General features: G+C 70.1%; 22 protein-coding genes. 15 read left to right on the top strand and 7 right to left on the bottom strand.

Going from position 1 to position 22,765, the window contains the following annotated elements:
* Window positions 1-91: 91 nt before the first annotated feature.
* The gene (gene glsA, locus E1P53_RS00765; protein ID WP_131733180.1) at window positions 92-1,525 is read left to right on the top strand and encodes a glutaminase A; all 1,434 of its coding nucleotides are present in this window, start codon (window positions 92-94) and stop codon (window positions 1,523-1,525) included.
* A gap of 101 nt (window positions 1,526-1,626) precedes the next feature.
* On the top strand, window positions 1,627-2,310 hold the full coding sequence (gene nucS, locus E1P53_RS00760) for an endonuclease NucS (RefSeq protein WP_109239312.1): 684 nt from the start codon (window positions 1,627-1,629) through the stop codon (window positions 2,308-2,310).
* A 76-nt stretch (window positions 2,311-2,386) separates the two neighbouring features.
* Here the strand turns inward: nucS and E1P53_RS00755 are convergent, their stop codons facing one another.
* Together E1P53_RS00755 and mce are read right to left on the bottom strand one after the other, a co-directional pair.
* A complete protein-coding gene (locus tag E1P53_RS00755) occupies window positions 2,387-3,340 on the bottom strand; it encodes a coiled-coil domain-containing protein (RefSeq protein WP_131733179.1) in 954 nt (317 codons plus the stop codon).
* A gap of 268 nt (window positions 3,341-3,608) precedes the next feature.
* A complete protein-coding gene (gene mce, locus E1P53_RS00750; RefSeq protein ID WP_040526504.1) occupies window positions 3,609-4,091 on the bottom strand; it encodes a methylmalonyl-CoA epimerase in 483 nt (160 codons plus the stop codon).
* A gap of 85 nt (window positions 4,092-4,176) precedes the next feature.
* Here mce and E1P53_RS00745 point away from each other — a divergent pair, with 85 nt between their 5' ends.
* The 5 genes from E1P53_RS00745 (at window position 4,177) to E1P53_RS00725 (ending at window position 8,488) form a co-directional block, all read left to right on the top strand.
* Window positions 4,177-5,379: an acetyl-CoA C-acetyltransferase gene (locus E1P53_RS00745; protein ID WP_109239310.1), complete on the top strand. Its 1,203-nt coding sequence runs from the start codon at window positions 4,177-4,179 to the stop codon at window positions 5,377-5,379.
* 103 nt (window positions 5,380-5,482) lie between these two features.
* On the top strand, window positions 5,483-5,878 hold the full coding sequence (locus tag E1P53_RS00740) for a DUF3817 domain-containing protein (RefSeq protein ID WP_131733178.1): 396 nt from the start codon (window positions 5,483-5,485) through the stop codon (window positions 5,876-5,878).
* Window positions 5,879-5,894: 16 nt separating this feature from the next.
* Window positions 5,895-6,209, top strand: coding sequence for a thiamine-binding protein (locus tag E1P53_RS00735; protein WP_006899518.1), 315 nt, complete (start codon window positions 5,895-5,897; stop codon window positions 6,207-6,209).
* Window positions 6,210-7,475: an MFS transporter gene (locus E1P53_RS00730; protein WP_131733177.1), complete on the top strand. Its 1,266-nt coding sequence runs from the start codon at window positions 6,210-6,212 to the stop codon at window positions 7,473-7,475.
* A 59-nt stretch (window positions 7,476-7,534) separates the two neighbouring features.
* Window positions 7,535-8,488: a tetratricopeptide repeat protein gene (locus E1P53_RS00725; RefSeq protein ID WP_006899520.1), complete on the top strand. Its 954-nt coding sequence runs from the start codon at window positions 7,535-7,537 to the stop codon at window positions 8,486-8,488.
* Between the two features lie 93 nt (window positions 8,489-8,581).
* On the opposite strand, the gene glgB is transcribed toward E1P53_RS00725, so the two are convergent.
* The 5 genes from glgB to E1P53_RS00700 form a co-directional block, all read right to left on the bottom strand.
* Window positions 8,582-10,831 carry a 1,4-alpha-glucan branching protein GlgB gene (glgB, locus tag E1P53_RS00720; protein ID WP_181954783.1) on the bottom strand — a complete coding sequence of 750 codons (2,250 nt, stop codon included), beginning with the start codon at window positions 10,829-10,831 and terminating at the stop codon, window positions 8,582-8,584.
* Window position 10,832: 1 nt separating this feature from the next.
* Entirely contained in the window at window positions 10,833-12,833 is a 2,001-nt protein-coding gene (locus E1P53_RS00715; protein ID WP_006899522.1) for a maltotransferase domain-containing protein, read from the bottom strand.
* 141 nt (window positions 12,834-12,974) lie between these two features.
* Window positions 12,975-15,068 carry an ATP-dependent DNA helicase gene (locus tag E1P53_RS00710; RefSeq protein WP_131733176.1) on the bottom strand — a complete coding sequence of 698 codons (2,094 nt, stop codon included), beginning with the start codon at window positions 15,066-15,068 and terminating at the stop codon, window positions 12,975-12,977.
* Window positions 15,069-15,155: 87 nt separating this feature from the next.
* Entirely contained in the window at window positions 15,156-15,773 is a 618-nt protein-coding gene (locus tag E1P53_RS00705; RefSeq protein WP_006899524.1) for a nicotinamidase, read from the bottom strand.
* Window positions 15,774-15,810: 37 nt separating this feature from the next.
* Window positions 15,811-17,115, bottom strand: coding sequence for a nicotinate phosphoribosyltransferase (locus tag E1P53_RS00700; protein ID WP_006899525.1), 1,305 nt, complete (start codon window positions 17,113-17,115; stop codon window positions 15,811-15,813).
* Window positions 17,116-17,135: 20 nt separating this feature from the next.
* Here E1P53_RS00700 and clpS point away from each other — a divergent pair, with 20 nt between their 5' ends.
* From clpS to murI, 8 genes are all read left to right on the top strand, one after another.
* Window positions 17,136-17,459: an ATP-dependent Clp protease adapter ClpS gene (clpS, locus tag E1P53_RS00695; protein WP_006899526.1), complete on the top strand. Its 324-nt coding sequence runs from the start codon at window positions 17,136-17,138 to the stop codon at window positions 17,457-17,459.
* 79 nt (window positions 17,460-17,538) lie between these two features.
* Window positions 17,539-18,114 carry an oxidative stress transcriptional regulator AosR gene (gene aosR / locus E1P53_RS00690; RefSeq protein ID WP_006899527.1) on the top strand — a complete coding sequence of 192 codons (576 nt, stop codon included), beginning with the start codon at window positions 17,539-17,541 and terminating at the stop codon, window positions 18,112-18,114.
* Window positions 18,115-18,246: 132 nt separating this feature from the next.
* On the top strand, window positions 18,247-19,344 hold the full coding sequence (locus E1P53_RS00685) for a P1 family peptidase (RefSeq protein WP_006899528.1): 1,098 nt from the start codon (window positions 18,247-18,249) through the stop codon (window positions 19,342-19,344).
* A gap of 162 nt (window positions 19,345-19,506) precedes the next feature.
* Window positions 19,507-19,914: a M67 family metallopeptidase gene (locus tag E1P53_RS00680; protein ID WP_006899529.1), complete on the top strand. Its 408-nt coding sequence runs from the start codon at window positions 19,507-19,509 to the stop codon at window positions 19,912-19,914.
* 2 nt (window positions 19,915-19,916) lie between these two features.
* The gene (locus E1P53_RS00675; RefSeq protein WP_006899530.1) at window positions 19,917-20,192 is read left to right on the top strand and encodes a MoaD/ThiS family protein; all 276 of its coding nucleotides are present in this window, start codon (window positions 19,917-19,919) and stop codon (window positions 20,190-20,192) included.
* Between the two features lie 2 nt (window positions 20,193-20,194).
* Window positions 20,195-21,166 carry a PLP-dependent cysteine synthase family protein gene (locus tag E1P53_RS00670; RefSeq protein ID WP_006899531.1) on the top strand — a complete coding sequence of 324 codons (972 nt, stop codon included), beginning with the start codon at window positions 20,195-20,197 and terminating at the stop codon, window positions 21,164-21,166.
* A 55-nt stretch (window positions 21,167-21,221) separates the two neighbouring features.
* Window positions 21,222-21,857: a rhomboid family intramembrane serine protease gene (locus E1P53_RS00665; RefSeq protein WP_006899532.1), complete on the top strand. Its 636-nt coding sequence runs from the start codon at window positions 21,222-21,224 to the stop codon at window positions 21,855-21,857.
* Window positions 21,858-21,883: 26 nt separating this feature from the next.
* A complete protein-coding gene (gene murI / locus E1P53_RS00660; RefSeq protein ID WP_109239301.1) occupies window positions 21,884-22,687 on the top strand; it encodes a glutamate racemase in 804 nt (267 codons plus the stop codon).
* Window positions 22,688-22,765: the final 78 nt, after the last annotated feature.

Genomic DNA, 22,765 nt, shown 5'->3' with positions numbered 1-22,765 from the left:
GTCGTGGTTTGCCGGCGGTTCCGGCGCGTCGGAGTCACAGCGATGTTGTGTCACGCTGTCCGATCGGCGTCGGACGCGCTTAGATTGGCCCATGGAATCCCTCGTCGACGGCTATCTGCGCCACATCATGGACAACGTCCGTCCTGACCGGTCCGGGCACGTGGCCGACTACATCCCCGAGCTGGCCCGGGTGGACCCCGAGGGGTACGCGTTGTCGTTGTGCGTGCACGACGGCCACACCTACTCGCTCGGGGACTCTGCGACGTCGTTCACCATCCAGTCGGTGTCCAAACCGCTCACCTATGCGATGGCCCTGCATCGGCATGGTCCGGAGGCGGTCGACGCGAAGATCGGGGTGGAGCCGTCGGGCGAGGCGTTCAACGAGATCAGCGTCGACGACCGCAGGCGGCCGAAAAACCCGATGATCAACGCGGGCGCGATCTTCGCGGCCTCGATGCTCCTGCCGTCGAGGCGGGATGTCGACGAGGCCGACATCGACGCGGCCTTCACACAGATCCTCGAGTTCTACTCCGGTTGTGCCGGCCGGCGCCTGGAGATGGATGCCGACGTCTACGCCTCCGAGAAGGCGACCGGGTCGCGCAACCGGGCGATCGCCTACATGCTCGACAGCTTCGGCGCCCTCGAGACGAGCCCCGACGCGGCACTGGACCTCTACTTTCGTCAGTGTTCGATCCGGGTGACCACCGAGGACCTCGCCGGGATCGGCGCGACCATCGCCAACGGCGGTGAGAATCCCCGGACCGGTCGCGTCATGTTCTCCCACGAGATCGCCCAGCGCGTGCTCTCGGTCATGACGACGTGCGGCATGTACGACGGGGCGGGGGACTGGGTCACCTCGGTGGGGCTGCCGGCCAAGAGCGGCGTCGGCGGCGGGATCCTGGCGGTTCTGCCCGGCCAGCTCGGCATCGGCGTCTACTCCCCGCGACTGGACGAGCACGGCAACAGCGTGCGCGGCGTCGAGACGTGCGAGCACCTGTCCCGGGATCTCGGGCTGCACATGTTCAACGTCACCCGCGAGAGCCGGGTGACCATCCGGTCGGTGTACGACCTCACCGACATCCCGGTCAGCGCCGACTGGACCGATCGGGAGCGCAGCTACCTCCGCACCTGCCGCGACAAGGTCCGTGTCTACGAACTCCAGGGCGACCTCACGTTCGCGGGCGCCGAGAGCGTGCACCGGAGGCTCCTCTCCGACATGGACGACTACGCCGCGGTCATCGTGGAGATCTCGCGTCTCGGAGTCGTCGACGCGGTGGCGCGAACCATGGTCCTGAGCATCAAACGCGCACTCTCCGACACCGGCCGGCGTGCGGCGCTCGTCGATCCCGACGGGCTCGTGCGGGCCTGGGTGGAACGACAGCGTGAAGCGTGGACGAATCCGAAAGACAGTGCACCGGTTGACCTGAAGGGCTTCGATCCGGCGCTGCCGCATGTGCACGCGACGATGGAGGAGGCGATACTCGACGTCGAGACCTTTCTGCTGAAGGACGCCTACGACGAGTGACCTGGCGCGACGGCCCCGCGGCGGTCCGGTGTTTCCGGGGGCGGCGCCAGACCCGGCGCGGGGACGTGAGACCGCTGCTGCCCATGCCCTAGGGTGGGCACGTGCGTCTCGTCATCGCTGAGTGTCAGGTCGACTACGTCGGGCGGCTGACCGCCCACCTCCCCATGGCCAAGAGGCTGTTGCTCATCAAGTCCGACGGCTCGGTCAGCGTGCACGCGGACGACCGCGCGTACAAGCCGCTGAACTGGATGAGCCCGCCGTGCTGGCTCACCGAGGCCGCCGTGCCGGACGGGACCGAGGCCGAGGCCTATTGGGTCGTGACCAACAAGGCCGGCGAGGAGCTCCGGATCACGATCGCGTCGATCGAGCACGACTCGCAGCACGAGCTGGGCGTCGATCCCGGCCTGGTGAAGGACGGCGTCGAGGCCCACCTGCAGGAGCTGCTCGCCGAACACATCGAGACGCTCGGGCCCGGTCACACCCTGATCCGCCGGGAGTACATGACCGCGATCGGACCGGTCGACATCCTCTGCCGCGACGCGGAGGGAAAGACCGTCGCCGTCGAGATCAAACGACGCGGCGAGATCGACGGTGTCGAGCAGCTCACGCGTTATCTCGAGCTGCTCAACCGCGACACCACGCTGGCCCCGGTGTCCGGGGTCTTCGCCGCGCAGCAGATCAAGCCGCAGGCCCGCACGCTCGCGGAGGATCGCGGAATCCGTTGCGTCGTGCTCGATTACGACGCCCTGCGCGGTGCGGAGAGCAACGAGTTCCGGCTGTTCTAGAACAGCCCTGACATGACACGACGCAGGGCCGCGCCGACCATCCGGTCGGTCGCGGCCCTGCGTCGTGTTCGGCGTCTCAGGCGTTCGCGCGCGCGTCGGGCGACAGCTTGCGGTTGAGCAACTCGAGATCGTCGGTCTCCGACAGCAACTCGTACTCGGAGTCCTCCGGGCGCGCCAGCAGCTCGGGCAGCTCCGCCAGTTGCTCGCGGAGCCGGCCGAGGTTCGCGGCGATCTCCTGGCGGGTGCGGTCGGCGGCCTGGGCCATCTCGCGGGACCGGCTCAGACGCTCGTTGGCGATGTCGAGGGCGGTCTGCCGGATGTGGGCGGCCTCGTCGAGGGCACGTTCGCGCTGGTCGGCGAGCTCGGCTTCCTGACGCTCCCGCTGCTCGGCCAATTCGCGCCGGGTGACCTCTGTCAGCTCTGCGGCCTCCGCCTCGGCCTTCTCCACGATGCGGCGGGCCTCTTCGTGGGCAGCCTGCATGGTCGTGGAGTGCTCGGCCTCCATGGCGGCGGTGCGCTCGGCGATCAGGCGGGCCGACTCCGCCTCGTTCTTGGCCGCGGTCTCCTTCATCTCGCGGGCCCGCGCGGACGCCTCGTCGAGCATCTTCGTGGCGGCGGCCTCGGCCTCGCTGCGGACGCGTTCCGCCTCGGCGGCGGCCTCGGCGCGCATGTCGTCGGCTTCCTGACGCGCGACCGACAGCGTCTCGGCGGCCTCGGCGGAGGCCTCGGCACGCATCTCCGAGGCCTCGTCGGAGGCGAGCTGGAGCATGCGGGACAGCCGCTCGCTCATCCCCTGGGCGGTGGTCGGCGGAACCGACAGCTTGTCGACCTCGCGCCGCAGCTCGGCTATCTCCTGGCGCGCCTCTTCGAGATGGGCGGCGAGCTCGTTGGCGTTGGCGGTGGCGGCGTCGCGATCCGCGGCGAGGACCCGCAACTCGGCGTCGAGTCGCCGGAGGTGCTCGGCGACCTGCTCACGGTCATAACCGCGCATCACGATCGCGAAGGGCAATTGCCGTGCAGGACCTGACATGACGGCCAGTGTATCGGAGGAGCGTGCCGCGGGAGCCCCGTCGACCGGGCGGGTCCGCCCACGTCGACGCCCCGTCGGTTCGGCGTCCGGAGTCCGTTCGCGAGACGACGATGCCGGTGGAGCGGGGCTACACCGGCATCTGTTTCGGGCATGGGCCCGAGGCGCTTTCGAGTATGAGCGGCAGGCGCGGTCGGATGAGCGGGGGCGCCGAGGAGACCCGTGGTCAGTGCGTCCTGCCGTCAGGGGCCCTCGCCTGCGACCCTCGTCGTCAGTGCGCCGCGTCGGCCGCGGGCTCGACGAGCTCGAGCAGCACGCCGCCGGCGTCCTTCGGATGGACGAAGTTGATACGCGAGTTCGCGGTGCCGCGCTTGGCCTCCGGGTAGAGGAGGCGGACACCCGCGCCGGTGAGGCGGGCGGCCACGGCGTCGATGTCGGTGACCCGCACCGCCAGCTGCTGGAGACCGGGGCCGTTGCGGTCGATGAACTTGGCGATGGTGGAGGACTCGTCGAGCGGGGCGAGCAACTGGATGAGCGTGCCGCCGCCGGCCGGGCCGACCATGGCCTCCTCGACGCCCTGTTCCTCGTTGGTCTCCTGATGCAGCGACTCGAACCCGAGGTGTGTCGCATACCACTTCTTGGCGGCTTCCAGGTCCGGAACGGCGATACCGACGTGGTCGATCGCGACGACGAGGTCGGAGATCAGCGCGGTCGCGCCTGCGGGGGTACTGGGGTCAGTTGCAGAGGTGCTCATGTCACAACGGTAGCGTTGTGGGTCAGAGCGCACAGAGCGGGCGCTCGGTAAGCCCCCTCGCACGACATCCCCGGAGGTTCCCTCAATGTCCTCGAACGCTGACAACACGACGGTCATCGTCGCCGGCGCACGCACCCCGTTCGGCCGCCTGTTGGGGTCGCTGAAGGACTTCAGCGCCGTCGACCTCGGAGCGATCGCGGTCAAGGGCGCCCTGGAGAAGTCCGGTGTCCCGGCCTCGGCGGTCGACTACGTCATCATGGGCCAGGTGCTGACCGCGGGGGCGGGTCAGATGCCGGCCCGCCAGACCGCCATCAAGGCCGGTATCCCGTGGGATGTCCCGACCCTGACCATCAACAAGATGTGCCTGTCGGGCATCGACGCGATCGCGCTCGCCGACCAGCTCATCCGCGCCGGTGAGTTCGAATGCGTCGTGGCCGGCGGCCAGGAGTCGATGACCCAGGCCCCGCACCTGCTGCCGAAGAGCCGCACCGGCTTCAAGTACGGCAACACCGAGCTCGTCGACCACACCGCCTTCGACGGACTGCACGACGCCTTCACCGACCAGCCGATGGGCGCACTGACCGAGCAGGGCAACGACACCGACGGCTTCACCCGCGAGCAGCAGGACGAGGTCGCGGCCCGCAGCCACCAGCGCGCCGCGGCGGCCTGGAAGAACGGCCTGTTCGACGACGAAGTCGTCCCGGTGGAGATCCCGCAGCGCAAGGGCGACCCGATCGTCTTCAACGAGGACGAGGGCATCCGCGCCAACACCACCGTCGAGTCGCTCGCCGGCCTGCGCCCGGCCTTCCGCAAGGACGGCACCATCACCGCGGGCAACTCGTCGCAGATCTCCGACGGCGCGGCCGCGGTCATCGTGATGTCCAAGGCGAAGGCCGAGGAGCTCGGCGTGTCCTGGATCGCCGAGATCGGCGCCCACGGCGTCGTCGCCGGCCCCGACTCGAGCCTGCAGGCGCAGCCGGCCAACGCCATCGCGAAGGCCTGCGCCCGCGAGGGCATCGACCCCGCCGACCTCGACCTCATCGAGATCAACGAGGCCTTCGCAGCTGTGGGCCTGGCATCGACCAAGCAGCTCGGCGTCGACCCGGAGAAGGTGAACGTCAACGGCGGCGCCATCGCCATCGGCCACCCGATCGGCACCTCCGGCGCCCGCATCACCCTGCACCTCGCACTGGAGCTCAAGCGTCGCGGCGGCGGCATCGGCGCGGCCGCACTGTGCGGTGCCGGCGGCCAGGGCGACGCCCTGATCGTCCGCGTCCCGAAGGCCTGAGGGGCCTACCGACGGGCCTGAGGCCCGTTCCGAACCGGTCCGACGGGGGAGACGTCTACTACACTTTGTCGTAGGCGGCTCCCCCGTTCGGCACAATGGAGCCATGATGTCTTTCTTCGACCTCACCACCCCCGCGAAGCGCTTTCGGTTCATCGCCGTGGCCGAGGCCATCACGTGGGCGTGGCTGATCGTCGGCATGATCCTCAAGCGCGTCAACGACGATCCCGAGGCCATCGCGCTGCCGGGTGCCGTCCACGGCGCGGTGTTCATCGTCTTCGTGCTGGTCTCGCTGGTCAGCCACTTCCAGCTGAAGTGGAACGCCGTGACGTGGGACCTGCGTCTCGGCGGACTCCGCATCGCCGTGCCGGTCGTGACCCTGCTGGCCCTCGTATCGAGCATCCCGCCGTTCGGCTCGCTCGTCTTCGAGTGGTGGGCCAAGCGCAACGGCCACCTCGCGGAACTCTCGGCGACGGAACCGGCCGCCGAGGTCGCCGCCTGAGCGGAGCGTCCTGCCCATGATCGTCGCCTTCAGCCTCAGCCCCTCCGGCGGTGACGCCGTCGACGCCGACGGCGGGATGTCGGAGGCAGTCGCCGCGGCCGTCGAGGTCGTGCGGGCCTCCGGCCTGCCCAACCAGACCACCGCGATGTTCACCTATCTCGAGGGCGAGTGGGACGAGGTCATGGCCGTGGTGAAGGCGGCGACCGAGGCGGTCGCCGCCCGCGCACCGCGGGTCGGCCTCGTGCTCAAGGCCGACATCCGTCCCGGCCACACCGGCGAGCTGACCGGCAAGGTCGAGCGCGTCGAACGTCATCTCGACCCGGATTCCTGAATGCGGGTGATCGCCGGGGCCCCGCCACGCCGGTCCCGGCGCGCGGTCGCGGCGATCTTCGCCCTCAACGGGTTCCTGGCCGCGATGTGGGTCGCCCACATCCCGGTCATCAGCGACCGCACCGGCGTCGGTCACGACGAACTCGGCGGACTGCTGCTCCTCCTCGGCGCCGCGGCGTTCGTCGGCATGCAGCTCTGCGGTCCGCTGATCGACCGCTGGGGCTCGCGACCGCTCACCATCGCGGCGGCCTGCCTGCTCTCCGCCGTGATCGTGACGCCGGTCCTCGCGGTCGACACGGTCACACTCGGCGCGGCCCTCGCCGCCTTCGGCTTCGCCAACGGCTGTCTCGACGTCTCCATGAACGCTCAGGCCGTGGCGGTCGAACGCGCCTACGGCCGCCCGATCATGTCCTCGTTCCACGGCTGGTTCTCGGCGGGCGGCCTCGTCGGGTCGGGTGTGGTCGCGGTGACGCTGTGGACCGACGCCGGGGTCGTTCCGACCGTCGCCTGCGCGGCGGCGGCAGGCCTCGTGGTGGTGGCCGTGGTGGCCGCAGACCTCCGCGGCCGGGAGTCGCTCGGCGCGGCCGCCCCGGGCGGTATCGGGGACGAGACCGCGAGCGACGCGAAAGCGTCGAGCTCCTGGTGGGAGCTGGTCGATCGCCGCCGGCTGGTGCTGCTCGCGGTCGTCGCCTTCGGCCTGATGCTCGGCGAGGGGACCGCCTACGACTGGAGCGCGCTGCAGATCGTCGAGTCCCATGACACCGCCGAGGCACTCGGCGCCGTTGCCTTCGGCGCGTTCAGCGCGACGATGACCATCACCCGGTTCGTCGTCGACCGGGCGGTCGGCGCCGTGGGTGCGGTCCGCGTCCTGCGCGGCGGCGCGCTCGTGGGCATCGCCGGGATGGCGCTGGCCATCTGCGCTCCCGGCCCGGTGCTCTCGCTCGTCGGCTGGGCGATCTTCGGCGCGGGCCTGGCCGGATTGATCCCCCAGATCTTCACCGCGGCCGGCAACCTCACCGACGGAACCGGCGGCCGAAGCATCTCGGTCGTCGTCGGCATCGGCTACCTCGGCCTGCTGGCCGGGCCCGCGGTCGTCGGGTTCATCAGCAGCAGAACGTCTCTGGACGTCGGGCTCCTCGCGGCGATCGCGGCACTGATGCCGGCGGTGTGCCTCGCCGGCGTCGTGGGATCGCGAGACGGTTCGTCGTCCGCGGTCGGCGAACCTCGGACATCCGAGCCGGGCGGTCGTGCCACACTAGAGGAGTGACGCGACCAACCAATCGTCAGCAGGCCGCCGCGGCGGCCCGACAGCAGGCTGCTGCCGCCATGGCAATGTCCGGTGCCGTCGATCTCGGCGTGATCAAGGAGCGGGCCGAGGCACAACGTGCCGCCGCCCAGCGCGCCGAAGCGCAACGTGCCCAGACCCAGAACCAGAACCCGGCCGCCGGTGCCGGGGCCCCGGCCGGTCCGCCGGCGGGAGCACCACCCGCGGGGCCCGCGGTCATCGACGTCACCGAGGTGACGTTCGAGGCCGAGGTCCTCGACCGGTCGATGAGCCAGCTCGTCGTCGTCGACCTGTGGGCCGAATGGTGCGGTCCGTGCAAGCAGCTCTCGCCCGTGCTCGAGCGCCTGGCCGCGCAGTCGGGGGGACGCTGGGTGCTCGCAAAGGTGGACGTCGACGCCAATCCCCGTATCGCGCAGGCGTTCCGGGTCCAGTCGATCCCGATGGTCGTCGCGATCGTGCAGGGTCAGCCGGTCACCGCGTTCAACGGTGTCCGTTCCGAGGCGGAGATCACCGCCTGGATCGACGAGATCTTCGCCCAGGTCGGCCATGCGCTGACCGGCGCACCCGCCGACGCGCCGGCCGAGGAGCCGACCGACCCGCGGATGGCGGCGGCCGAGGAGAAGATGAACGAGGGCGACTTCGACGGGGCGCTCGCGGTCTACCGTTCCATCGTCGAGGCCGAACCGGACAACGTCGAGGCGGCGTCGGCGGCGCGGAATCTCGAGTTCATCCTGCGCGCGCGGGCGCACGACCCGTCGATCGTCGAGAACGCAGCGCCGCACGATGTGGACGCGCAGCTCGCCGCGGCCGACGTCCTGCTGCTGTCGCAGAAGCCGGAGGAGGCGTTCGACCGGATCATCGGCGTCGTGCGCGTCACCGCGGGCGACGAGCGCGAGCGTGCCCGGACGCGTCTGCTCGAGCTGTTCGAGCTGTTCGATCCGGCCGAACCGTTCGTCGTGTCGGCGCGCCGCAAGCTCGCCATGGCGCTCTACTGAGCACGACTGGCCAACCGAGAAGGCTCACCGCCCCAGTGGGGAGGTGGGCCTTTCGCCGTCTTCGGACCCGGCGAGGTCGGAGCCGACCGGTGGTCAGGCGTTGCGCGGCGCGAGCCAGATGGCCGAGTTCGCGGGGAGCATGAGCTGCGCGGAGGTCGGACGGCCGTGCCAGGACGGCCCGTCGGCGGTCACCGAGCCCAGGTTGCCCTTGCCGGCGCCGCTGTAGGCGTCGGCGTCGGTGTTGAGGATCTCGTCCCACACGCCCGCGCGCGGCAGACCCAGCCGGTAGTCGGTGCGGTCGACGCCGGAGAAGTTGAAGATGCACGCCACCACGGAACCGTCGGTGCCGAACCGCAGGAAGCTGATCACGTTGTTGGCGGTGTCGTTGGCGTCGATCCATTCGAACCCGAGCGGATCGGTGTCCTGCGTGTAGAGCGCCGGCGTGGCCCGGTAGACGCGGTTCAGGTCGGTGACGAGAGCCGAGATGCCCGAGTGCAGCTCGCCCTCCCAGCCCTCCAGCTGGTGCCAGTCGAGACTGCGGTTGTCCGCCCACTCGCCGACCTGGCCGAACTCCTGACCCATGAACAGCAGCTGCTTGCCCGGGTGCGACCACATGTAGGCCAGGTACACGCGTGCGCCGGCGGCCTTGGTGACGGAGTCGCCGGGCATCCGCGTCCACAACGTCCCCTTGCCGTGGACCACCTCGTCGTGTGACAGCGGCAGGACGAAGTTCTCGCTCCACGCGTACATCAGCGAGAAGGTGATCTCGTGATGGTGGAAGCTGCGGTGCACCTGATCCCGGGACAGATAGTCGAGGCTGTCGTGCATCCAGCCCATGTTCCATTTGAAGCTGAACCCGAGGCCTCCGAGGTCGGTCATCCGGGTGACGCCCGGCCATGCGGTGGACTCTTCGGCGACCGTGACGACGCCCGGGAAGTGCTTGTGCACCGTCGCGTTGGTCTCCTGCAGGAACTGCACCGCCTCGAGGTTCTCGCGGCCGCCGTGGATGTTCGGACGCCACTGGCCGTCCGGCCGCGAGTAGTCGAGATAGAGCATCGACGCGACGGCGTCGACGCGCAGTCCGTCGATGTGGAACTCGCTGAACCAGTACAGGGCGTTGGCGACCAGGAAGTTGCGCACCTCGTGCCTGCCGAAGTCGAACACGTATGTGCCCCAGTCGAGTTGCTCGCCGCGCATCGGGTCGGCGTGCTCGTAGAGGGGAGTGCCGTCGAACCGTGCGAGAGCCCACTCGTCCTTGGGGAAGTGGGCGGGCACCCAGTCGACGATCACGGCGATGCCACGCGAGTGGAGGTGGTCGACGAGATACCGGAAGTCGTCGGGGGTGCCGAATCGCGCGGTGGGTGCGTAATACGAGGTGACCTGGTAGCCCCACGACCCGCCGAAGGGGTGCTCGGCGACGGGCAGGAACTCCACGTGCGTGAACCCCTTCTCGACGACGTAGTCGGCGAGCTGGTGCGCGAGGTCGCGGTAGGAGAGGCCGTGTCGCCACGACCCCAGGTGCACCTCGTAGATCGACATCGGCTCGCGCTCGGGCGCCGACGCGGCGCGCCGTGCGATCCAGGAGTCGTCGGACCACTCGTGCGTCGACACCGTCACCACGGAGGCGGTCGACGGGGGAGGAGTGGTCCGGTACGCCATCGGGTCGGCCTTGTCCCGGACCACGCCGTCGGCGCCGTGCACGCGGAACTTGTAGAGCGCGCCGTCGCCGACGTCGGGGACGAACAACTCCCAGACCCCGCTGCTGCCGATCCTGCGCATGGGCGCACAGCGACCCGACCAGTGGTCGAAGTCGCCGATGACGGCGACACCGTGCGCATTGGGCGCCCACACGGAGAACGCGGTGCCGCGGACCTCGCCGTCGGGGGTGGTGTAGGAGACGACGCGGGCGCCGAGCACCTTCCACAGTTCCTCGTGCCGGCCCTCGCCGAACAGGTGCAGGTCCATCTCCCCGAGGCTGGGCAGGAACCGGTAGCCGTCGGCGACGACGAACTCCGAGGTGCCGCCGTCACCATCTGGGTAGACGACCCGGTAGCGGTAGTCCATCAGGTCCGCGACGGGAACGGTGACGACCCACAGGTCGTCGGTCTGGCGGGTCATCGGGTGGTCGACGCCGCCGATCACCGCCGACACCGAGACCGCCCCGGGCCGCAGGGTTCGCAGGATCATGGTGCCGCCGGGCGCCTCGTGCGCGCCGAGGAAGGCGTGCGGGTCCGGGTGGGTCAGGGAGTCGAGACGGCGCAGGTCGTGGTCGGTGGCCCGCGGGTCGGGCAGTGCGGAAGCGGTGTCGGGGGCGGACTCGGGATCGCGATCGGTCACGGGCACCTCACTGGAGTCGGTAGGCGAGTCGCGCGGCCACCGCCGGGTCGAGCGGCGGTAGGGCGAGGATGTGGGCGACCGCGCGCCAGGGCTCGAGCCGGACGTAGTTGTCCTGGCCCCACCAGTACTCCTCGCCGGACACCTCGTCGATCACCGGGAAGCGGTCGTACCACTCGAAGCCGAGCTTGGGCAGGTCGAGCCAGACGGTCGATTCCTCCGCGCCGAAGGGATTGAGGTTGATGACCACGATGACGCGGTCGCCGGACACCGGATCGATCTTCGAGTAGGCGATCAGCGACTCGTTGTCGACGTGGTGGAAGTGGATGTTGCGCAGCTGTTGCAGCGCGGGGTGCCGGCGCCGGATCGCGTTGAGCGAGGTGATCCACGGCTCCAGCGACTCGCCGCGGCCGGCGGCCGCCTTGTAGTCGCGCGGGCGCAACTCGTACTTCTCGGAGTCCAGGTACTCCTCGCTGCCCTCGGCCACCGCGACGTGCTCGTACAGCTCGTAGCCGCTGTAGACGCCCCACGTGGGTGCGAGCGTCGCAGCGAGCGCGGCCCGGAGCGCGAACATTCCGGGGCCGCCGTGCTGCAGGCTCGCATGCAGGATGTCCGGGGTGTTGACGAACAGGTTAGGTCGCGCCTCGTCGGCCTTGGCCGCGAGTTCACGGCCGAACTCCTCGAGCTCCCACTTGGCGGTCTTCCACGTGAAGTACGTGTAGGACTGGCTGAATCCCAGACGGGCCAGGCCGTACAGCCGCGCGGGACGGGTGAACGACTCGGAGAGGAACAGCACGTCGGGATTGCGCTTCTTGACCTCGGTGATCAGCCATTCCCAGAAGTTCGGCGGCTTGGTGTGCGGGTTGTCGACGCGGAAGATCTCGACGCCGAGTCCGACCCAGTGCAACACCACCTTGAGCACCGCGCGGTAGATGCCGTTGCGGTCGTTGTCGAAGTTCAGGGGGTAGATGTCCTGGTACTTCTTCGGCGGGTTCTCGGCGTAGGCGATGGTGCCGTCCGGCTGGATGGTGAACCACTCGGGATGCTCGGTGGCCCACGGGTGGTCGGGGGCGCACTGCAACGCGAGGTCGAGCGCGACCTCCATCCCGAGCTCGCGGGTCCGGCTCACGAAGTACCGGAAGTCCTCCTCGGTGCCGAGCTGCGGGTGGATCGCGTCGTGCCCGCCGGCGGCCGAACCGATCGCCCACGGGGACCCGACGTCGTCCGGTCCGGCGACGAGGGTGTTGTTGCGGCCCTTGCGGTTGACCTCGCCGATCGGGTGGATCGGGGGCAGGTAGACGACGTCGAAACCCATGTCTGCGATCCGGGGCAGGTCCTCGGCGGCGGTGAGGAACGTCCCATGCACGGGGTTGCCTTCGTTGTCCCAGCCGCCGGTGGACCGCGGGAAGAACTCGTACCAGGAGCCGTAGAGGGCGCGGGACCGGTCGACCCACACCCGGTAGGTGCGGCTCTTGGTGACGAGCTCGCGGACCGGGGCGTCGTGCAGCAGTTCGGCGACCTCGTCGGAGATGGCGAGGGCCACCCGGTTCTCGACTCGGCGGCGCCGGGCGCGGAGCAGACGGGCGGCGTCGATGAGCAGCTCGCGGTTCTCGTCGGCCTGCAGCTCGGCGGCCCGCTCCAGGACGCGGGCACCGGTCTCGAGGTCGTTGGCCAGATCTGCGGCGCCCTGACCGGCGTCGAGCTTCTTGAGGACGGCCGAACGCCACGTCAGGTACGGGTCGCTCCAGGCCTCGATGCGGTACGACCAGAAGCCCACCCGGTCGGGGACGAAGGCGGCGTTGAACGTGTCGGGTTCGGGTGCCGGCGTCATCCGGATGTCGAGGACGCCGCGCCGCGGAGCCTCCACGTGCAGGGTCACGCCGAGTGCGTCGTGGCCCTCGCGCCAGGCCGTGGCACTGACCGGGAAGAACTCTCCGACAACGGCTTTCGCGGGATGCTGACCGGCCGAGACCAGGGGTTGGATGTCGTCGATCCCCATGCGCCCGATCACTCGAGGCCTCCTCTCGTCAGCTCCCGCGATTGGCCAGGGTGCCTGATGGATCTCGCCTGCGTTGGAATCACCGCTACCCAACCTAGTGCCCCGCGCACGGGCTTGTCTTGTCGTAGGCCGACGCGGGGCGGCGGGTGGGGGTCAGCCCACCGGGCGGGGTGCGGCGGCCAGGCGGGACAGCGCCGAGCGGACGACCGCGGGATCGGTCGTCCGCCACATCGGCGGGAGAGAGGCGAGGAGGTATCCGGAATAGCCGGCCGTGGCGAGTCGGGAGTCGAGGACCGCGACGACCCCGCGGTCGTCCACCGATCGCAGCAGTCGTCCTGCTCCCTGGGCCAGCAGCAGTGCGGCATGGTTGGCCGCGACCGACAGGAAGCCGTTGCCCCCGCGGGCGTCGACCGCGCGTTGCCGGGCGGTCAGCAGCGGGTCGTCGGGGCGCGGGAACGGGATGCGGTCGATGATGACCAGGCTCAGCGAGGGGCCGGGCACGTCGACCCCCTGCCACAGCGACAGCGTCCCGAACAGGCAGGTCTCCGGGTCCTCGGCGAAGCGGCGGACCAGCGTCGAGGTGGTGTCGTCGCCCTGGCACAGCACCGGGAAGTCGCTGCGTTCCCGGATCGCCTCGGCGGCCTCCTTGGCCGCGCGCATCGACGAGAACAGGCCCAGCGTCCGGCCGCCGGCGGCCTTCACGAGATCGGCGATCTCGTCCATGGTGCGCGGCGCGATCCCGGAGCGTTCGGGCCGGGGGAGGTGCTTGGCCACATAGAGGATGGCCGATTTCGGGTAATCGAACGGGGAACCGGCGTCGAGGCCGGTCCAGCGGACCGAGCCGGAGTCCGACGGCACGGCCTTGCCGTTGGCCGTGGTGCCCCGCGCGGCGGCCGGATCGGGGCCGGGTTCGTCGGCGGCGGGCCGATCGGTGCCGCGCCCGGAGGCGGGCAGGCCCCAGGTCGCGGCCAGCGCGTCGAACGACCCGCCGATGGTCAGCGTGGCCGAGGTGAGCACGACCGTGGAGTTGGAGAACAGCGACGCCCGCAGCAGGCCGCCCACCGACAGCGGCGCGATGTGCAGGACCGGGCGGGGCTCGGCCCCTCGCCGGGAGGTGTCGAGCGACACCCACACCACGTCGCGTCGTTTGGACTCGTCCGGTTCGTCGAAGGCGCCGAGGACGCGGACGACCGTGTCGTGCATGTCCTCCAGCGTGGTCAGCGCCGCCGATCGGGCTGCGGCGCCGTCGTCGCCTCCGCCGGGCGGGCGGACCGGTCCGATGGCGGTGCGTGTCTGCCACAGCCGATCACGCAGCATCGCCAGGACCGCGGTGGCGTCGGGCGGCAGCTGCGTCCACTGGGTCTTCGGCGCGGACTCGAGTAGTTCGCCGAGCTGCTCGCCGGCGCCGAGTAGCGCGTCGGCGGTCTCCTCGTCGACCAGCTTGCCGACCCGGCGCGACACGAGTGCGACCGATGCCGTCGACAACTCGTCGGTGGCCACCGACGTCATGCGGTCGACGAGTTCGTGGGCCTCGTCGATGATGACCACGTCGTGCTCGGGCAGTACGTTGGCCGGGCTCGTCGCGTCGATCGCCAGTAGCGCATGGTTGGTGACCACCACGTCGACCTTCGCCGACTGCCGCCGCGCCTGCTCGGCGAAACAGTCCTCGCCGTAGGAGCAGTTGGCCGCGCCCAGGCATTCGCGCGCCGACACGCTCACCTGGCGCCACGACCGGTCGGTCACGCCGGGCACGAGGTCGTCGCGGTCGCCGGTCTCGGTGTCGCTACTCCACTCGCGCAGGCGGGTGACCTCGCGGCCGGTGCGGGACAGCTCGAACGGGTCGAACAGCTCGGTGTCCGGCTCCTCCGCGGTGCCCGCATGGATCTTGTTGAGGCACAAGTAGTTTCCGCGCCCTTTGAGGATCGCGAAGGTGGGCTTGCGGCCGAGGGGCTTCTGCAGCGCGTTCGCCAGGCGGGGCAGGTCGCGCTCGATGAGCTGCCGCTGCAGGGCGATCGTCGCCGTCGACACCACGACGGTGCGCCCGGACTCCACGGCGTGCCGGATGGCCGGCACCAGATAGGCCAGCGACTTGCCGGTGCCGGTGCCGGCCTGCACGGCCAGGTGCTCACCGGTGTCGATGGCGTGGGCCACGGCGTTGGCCATGGTGACCTGGCCCTCGCGGCGGCGGCCACCGAGAGCGGTGACCGCGGCGTCGAGCAGTTCGGTCACCTCGGGTGTGTTGGCCATGGGGGAGTGCGGCGTCCTTCGTGAAGAGTGCGGAGTCGGGTGGCGGGGCTACTGCTGTTCAGACGGAACGGCCCGCCCGTCGGTTCCCTAGGTCTGAGAGGAACCGGTGGAACCGTCGTAGATCAGGTCGCCGACGAGCTCGACCCCGGCCTCGCGCATCTGCTTGCACGCCGCCTCGCAGGTCTTGTCGGACACCCCGGCCGTGAAGTTCAGCAGCACCCGGGTGGTGAAACCCTCCGCGGCCGCGTCGAGCGCGGTGGCGCGCACGCAGTGATCGGTGGCGATGCCGACGATGTCGACGGAGGACACGTGGTGGTCGCGCAGCCACTGCGCCAGGGTGGTCCCGTCCTCGGCGGCTCCCTCGAAACCCGAGTAGGCCGCGGCGTATTCGCCCTTGGAGAAGACCTCCTGCACCGGGTCGGTGTCGAGTTCGGGATGGAACGCCACCCCGTCGGTGCCGGCCCGGCAGTGCGGCGGCCACGAGTCGACGTAGTCCGGCTCGTCGGAGAAGTGGTCGCCGGGATCGATGTGGTGGTCGCGGGTCGCGACGACGGTCTCGTACTCGCCGAGGATCTTCGAGATCGCGCGCGCCACCGCGGCGCCGCCGCTGACCGCGAGCGCGCCGCCCTCGCAGAAGTCGTTCTGCACGTCGACGACGATCAACGCGTCGGCCGGCGTGGTGCCGTCGTTGCGTTCGATGCTCATCGCAACACTCCCTGACAGATCGAAGGTGTTCTGCTCGTCAGTCGAGCACGTAGCGCGTCGGGACCGCCGGGTCGCCGTGGGACAGGCCCAGGCCCTCCCAGGGCAGGCTCACCAGCCCGGCGGCGAGGCGTTCGCGCGCGTCGGACAGGGTCGGCAGCGGTTCCACCGGCTCCCCGCCGCGGACCAGCGGGATCTGCAGGTCGCGCAGCTGCAGGCCGTCGGCGTCGGGACGTGGTCCGTCGGCGCGGTAGACGATCTCCTCCACGATCGTCCCACTGCTGCGCGCGGCGCGTACCGCCGCCTTCGCCCCGCCCCGCGACTCCTTGTGGCTCGACCGCTTGGCGACGGGCATCCCGTCGACCTCGACGAGCTTGTAGACCATACCCGCAGTCGGTGCGCCGCTTCCGGTCACCAGCGAGGTGCCCACCCCGTAGATGTCGACCGGTTCGGCTCGCAGGGATGCGATCGCGTACTCGTCGAGGTCGCCGGAGACGACGATCTTGGTCTTGGTGGCGCCGAGCGCATCGAGTTGCTCGCGCACCTTTCGGGCGAGGACGCCCAGGTCGCCGGAGTCGATGCGAACCGCGCCGAGCCCGGTGCCCGCGACCTCGATCGCGTTCTGCACGCCCCGGGTGATGTCGTAGGTGTCCACGAGCAAGGTGGTGCCCACGCCGAGGGCCTCGACCTGCGCGGCGAAGGCGGCCTTCTCGTCGGGGCCGTCGGGACCGGTGAAACCGAGCGTGAAGGCGTGGGCGGCGGTGCCCGCGCTCGGCACGCCGAACCGCCGGTTGGCCTCCAGATTCGACGTCGCCGACAGCCCGGCGATGTAGGCGGCGCGTGCCGAGGCGACCGCGGCGCGCTCGTGGGTGCGCCGCGAGCCCATCTCGATGATCGGCCGGGAACCGGCGGCGCTCACCATGCGCGCGGCGGCCGAGGCGATCGCGCTGTCGTGGTTGAGGATCGACAGGACCAGGGTCTCGAGCAGGACGGCCTCGGCGAACGTGGCGCGCACCGTCAGGATGGGCGAGCCCGGGAAGTACAGCTCGCCTTCGCGGTAGCCGTCGATGTCGCCGGAGAAGCGATAGTCGCGCAGCCACTCGACGGTGTCGGGGTCGAGGAACTTCTCGACGACCGCGATCTCGTCGTCGCCGAACCGGAAGTGGGCGAGCTCGTCGATGAGGCGTCCGGTACCCGCGACGACGCCGTAGCGCCGGCCGTCGGGGAGGCGTCGGGCGAACACCTCGAACACGCACCGGCGGTGCGCAACCGGCTGGCGGAGCGCCGCCGCGACCATGGTCAACTCGTAGTGATCGGTCAGCAGCGCGGTGTTGTCGATGCTCACTGTGGCGTTACCCTGTCTTCATGGCGCTTGACGAAACTCGTGCGCACGAGGCTACCCCCGGCGGCACTGCGGTGGCCGAACCCGCGGTCGCCGACGGCGCGGCGGACCTCGACAAGCCCTGGATGACCATCGTGTGGGACGACCCCGTCAATCTGATGCGGTACGTCACCTATGTGTTCCAGAAGATCTTCGGCTACTCCGAGGCGCGGGCCAACGAACTGATGATGCAGGTCCACACCGAGGGCAAGGCCGTGGTCTCCAGCGGCGACCGCGACAAGGTGGAGAGCGACGTGCGCAAACTCCATGCGGCCGGTCTCTGGGCCACGATGCAGCGCGATTCATGAGCAGGCGCTCGGCGTGCCGCGCCCCGCGACCGGGAAGCCCCCGGGACCACATCGGAGACCGGTGAGGGGACACTGACGCGTGCGCACCTGGAAACGCAAAGGGCGCGGGGACGGGGTCCGCATCGTCTCCCAGCTCGACTCCCACGAGGCCGAACTGCTCGCCTCACTGGTCTCGTCGATGTGCGAGCTCCTCACCGAGCGTTCCGACACCGCGCCCCGCGACGCGCTGTCGGAGGTGACCGGGATCCGCACCGGCCACTCCGAGCCGCCGGACGACGCCACACTCGGACGCCTGTTGCCGGATTTCCATCGTCCCGACCAAGACGAGCAGTTGTCGGCCGAGGTCGTCAACGGCCGGCTCAACTCGGCGCTGCGCAGCGTCAACGAGCCGAAGATCATCGACGCCAAGCTCTCCGCGGCACACGTCCTGCTCGACACCCTGCCCGCTAGCGGGGGCGACCTTTCGCTGACCGTCGACGAGGCGGAGGCCTGGCTGACCGCCCTCAACGACGTGCGGCTCGCGCTCGGCGCGATGCTCGGCATCTCCGAGGACACCCCGGACCAGCTGCCGTCCGATCATCCGCACGCGGCACACCTCGACGTCTATCACTGGCTCACGGTGATGCAGGACCTGCTCGTCGAAGCGGTGATGTGACCGCCGCCGGCTGACCTAGAGTTCGGTGGGGACGGTTCGGACCTTTCGGGCATCTCACGTTCTCGGCTGGGTGCCCGGACGGCGGTCGACCGCCAGCGGGGACGACACAGGCGGGGGAGAGCGGAGGAACGCGTGACCACCATCGGACGACCCGCCCGGGCCGGTGACCGGATCACCGACGTCGCAGGCATCACCGTCGGGCACTTCCAGCGCGTCGACGCCGATGCGCGCGTGGCCGATCCGGACTCGCCCGACGGGCACGGATGGGCCACCGGAACCACCGTCGTCCGGGTCGCGGCCCCGAACGCGGTCGCCGCCGTCGACGTGCGCGGCGGCGGACCGGGCACCCGCGAGACCGACCTGCTCGACCCGTCGAACACCGTGCAGACCGTCCACGCGATCGTGCTGTCCGGCGGCAGCGCATACGGGCTGGCGGCCGCGGACGGCGTGATGCGCGCCCTGGAGGCCGACGGGGTCGGGCTGCCCATGGACGCCGCCGGCCACGTCGTGCCGATCGTTCCCGCCGCGGTCATCTTCGACCTGCCCGTCGGGGCATGGGACCACCGGCCCGACGCCGGCTTCGGCGCCGAGGCGGTGCGCTCTGCCGGGACCGACTTCTCCGTCGGCAGCGTCGGCGCGGGCGCCGGTGCGCGGGCCGGCTCGCTCAAGGGCGGCGTGGGCACCGCATCGGTCACCATCGCCGAGGGCCCCGCGGCCGGCATCACCGTCGGCGCGCTGATGGTCGCCAACCCGGTGGGTGCCGTGATCGACCAGTCCACGGGCCTGCCCTTCGACCTCACCGACGCCGACCTCGCCGCCCGCGGGCTGAAACGGCCCGACCCCGAGGAATGTTCGGCCGTCGCCGCCCTCGCCGCCAAGCAGACCGTGCTGAACACGACCATCGGGGTGGTCGCCACCGACGCCGCGCTCGACGCGGCGATGACCCGTCGGCTCGCGATGGCCGGGCACGACGGACTCGGCCGGGCCATCCGCCCGGCGCACTCGCCGCTCGACGGCGACACGATCTTCGCCGTCGCGACCGGCGGGGTGCGACCGGAATCGGCCGTCCCGGTTCCGCCCGGCATGCACGCCGATGTGGCGATCGTCGCCGAGGTCGGTCGGCACGCCGCCGAGGTCGTGCAACGCGCGATCGTCGACGCGGTGCTCTCGGCCGAGTCGGTGGCGTCCATCCCCGCCTACCGCGACATCGCGCCGTCGGCGTTCGTCTGAAGGCGGCTCTCGGGTGAGGGCGGTTCTCGCGCCGCGCGCGTCCCGTGACCCGGGTCATGGTCGGAATATGGTGGCGATGTGTGGCGTTGCCAGGCGCGACGCCTCACGGGACGGTGAGGTGCCGTCGGACACCCCGCACCTGCAGAGGAGAACCGGTCACAGATGCTCAGGATCGATCAGCACCTCGTCGACGAGATGATCGCGCACGCTCGCGCCGATCACCCGGACGAGGCGTGCGGGGTGATCGCGGGACCGGAGGGCTCCGACGAACCGCGCCGGTTCATCAAGATGGTGAACGCCGAGCGGTCGCCGACGTTCTACCGGTTCGACTCCGCCGAACAGCTCGCCGTCTGGCGGGAGATGGATCGTCGCGACGAGGAACCGGTGGTGATCTACCACTCGCACACCGCCACCGAGGCATACCCCAGCCGCACCGACATCTCGTATGCGGGCGAACCCGATGCCCACTACGTGCTGCTGTCCACCCGCGACCCCGAGACCACGGAGATCCGTAGCTTTCGCATCGTCGACGGCACGGTCACCGAAGAAGAGATCGAGATCAGGAGCTGACCATGTCCGTCACCGTGTCCATCCCCACGATCCTCAGGACCCACACCGGAGGCGCCAAGCGCGTCGAGGGTTCCGGTGAGACGCTCGCCGCGCTGATCGACGATCTCGAGTCGTCGAACCCCGGCCTCAAGGAGCGGCTCGTCGCAGACGGGAAGCTGCACCGCTTCGTCAACATCTACGTCAACGACGAGGACGTCCGCTTCTCCGGCGGCCTCGACACCGCCATCACCGACGGTGACGAGGTGACGATCCTGCCCGCGGTCGCCGGCGGCTGCTGAGCGTGACCCGCTACGACTCCCTCATCGAATCGGTCGGCAACACGCCGCTGATCGGACTGCAGCGTCTGTCGCCGCGCTGGCACGACACCGACGAGGGTCCGCACGTGCGGCTGTGGGCCAAGCTCGAGGACCGCAACCCGACCGGGTCGATCAAGGACCGCCCGGCGCTGCGCATGATCGAGCAGGCCGAACGCGACGGTCTGCTGCACGAGGGCTCGACGATCCTCGAGCCGACGAGCGGCAACACCGGAATCTCCCTCGCGATGGCCGCGAAACTCAAGGGCTACCAATTGATCTGCGTGATGCCGGAGAACACCTCCGAGGAGCGCAGGTCGCTGTTGCGCATGTACGGCGCGCAGGTGATCTCCTCGCCCGCGGCCGGCGGCTCCAACACCGCGGTGGCCGTCGCCAAGAAGCTCGCCGCGGAGAACCCCGACTGGGTGATGCTCTACCAGTACGGCAATCAGGCCAATGTCGACGCGCACTACGAGGGCACCGGTCCCGAGCTGTACGCCGACCTGCCCGAGATCACGCACTTCGTCGCCGGGCTCGGCACCACCGGGACCCTGATGGGCGTCGGCCGGTTCCTGCGCGAGCAGAACCCGGACATCGAGATCGTCGCGGCCGAACCGCGATACGGCGACGAGGTCTACGGGCTGCGCAACATCGACGAGGGCTTCATCCCCGAGCTCTACGACGACACCGTCCTGACCCGCCGGTTCTCGGTGACCGGCGTCGACGCGGTCGCCCGGGTGCGCGAGCTGATCGAGCTCGAGGGCATCTTCGCGGGCATCTCCACCGGTGCGATCCTGCAGGCCGCGCGCGGGATCGCGCGCCGGGCGCTCAAGGAGGGCGCGCGCGCCGACATCGGCTTCGTGGTGCCCGACGCGGGGTGGAAGTATCTGTCGACCGGGGTCTACGAAGGTAGCCTTGACGACGCGGAGCAGGCGCTCGAGGGCCAGCTCTGGGCGTGACGCGGATCGTCGTGCACGCCAATCCAGGAGTCGGTACCCGAAAGCACACGTAGCCATGACGTCGTACACCCCGCCGCTCGGCCAGGAACAGCCGTCGCGTTCCCGGCGGCCCCTGTGGCTGCGGTCGCTGATCACCACGGTGTGCATCTTCGCGGTGCTCTTCGTCGTCGAGCTCGTCGACGCGGCCACCGCGGTCGATCTCGACGCCAACGGGATCGAGCCGCGCCAGGTCGACGGCCTCGACGGCATCCTGTGGGCGCCGATGCTGCACGCCGACTGGCAGCATCTGTTCGCCAATCTGGTGCCGGGTGCGGTCCTGTGCTTCCTCGTGCTGATGACGCAGCGCTTCCTCATCGTGACCGCGATCGTCTGGCTGGTCTCGGGGCTGGGCGTGTGGCTGTTCGCCGCGCCGTACACCGTCACGGTGGGGGCGTCGGGCATCATCTTCGGCTGGCTCACGTTCCTGCTCGTGCGCGGGCTGTTCAACCGGGATCCGTGGCAGATCCTCGGCGGGGTCGTGCTCTTCCTGATCTACGGCTCGCTCCTGTGGGGCGTATTGCCGTCCAATCCGTTCGTCTCGTGGCAGGCACATCTCTTCGGCGCCGTCGCCGGTGTGCTGGCCGCATGGTTCCTGGCATCGCGGGATCGCAAGAAGCGGACCCGCGCCGCGTCCCCGGGGGTGGCGTCATAACAGGCTTCAATTCAGGTCCGCTCGCGGTGATCTCCGATCCCGAGGCTCCCATCGGAATCTTCGACTCCGGCGTCGGCGGACTCACCGTCGCGCGCGCCGTCATCGACCTGCTCCCCGACGAGGACATCGTCTACATCGGCGACACCGCCAACGGTCCCTACGGTCCGCTCACCATCCCGGAGATCCGCAAGCACGCGCTCGCCATCGGCGACGAGCTCGCCGAACGTGGCGTCAAGGCGATCGTCATCGCCTGCAACACCGCGTCGGCCGCCTGTCTTCGGGATGCCCGCGAGCGCTACGCACCGATCCCTGTGGTGGAGGTCGTCCTGCCGGCCGTGCGACGAGCCGTCGTCGCCACCAAGAACGGCAGGATCGGTGTCCTCGGCACCGAGGCCACGATCGCCTCACGCGCCTACCAGGATTCGTTCGCCGCGGCCCGCGACGCCGTCATCACCGCGGTGGCGTGCCCGCGCTTCGTCGACTTCGTGGAACGCGGCATCACCAGCGGCCGGCAAATCCTCGGACTCGCCCAGGGCTACCTCGAACCGTTGCAGCGCGCGGGAGTCGACACCGTCGTGCTCGGCTGCACCCACTACCCGCTGCTGTCGGGTGTGTTGCAGCTCGCGCTGGGCGACGAGGTGACCCTTGTGTCGAGCGCCGAGGAGACCGCCAAGGACCTCTTCCGCGTGCTCACCGAGAACGACCTGTTGCATCCGCACACGGGCCGGGAGGCGACTCGGGTGTTCCAGGCGACCGGTGATCCGGAGATGTTCGCGAAGCTCTCGCGGCGCTTCCTGGGGCCGTCGGTGGGCACCGTCCAACATCTGTGACGAATCGGGACCCGCCCGAGAGCGCCGGATCCCCATCGCCGCACAGTTGTGACCACGTAACCCGACTTCGGTGCGGGA

The sequence above is a fragment of the Gordonia paraffinivorans genome, from assembly GCF_900683595.1.
Lineage (GTDB): Bacteria > Actinomycetota > Actinomycetes > Mycobacteriales > Mycobacteriaceae > Gordonia > Gordonia paraffinivorans.
This window is presented reverse-complemented; position numbering and strand designations above follow the sequence as displayed.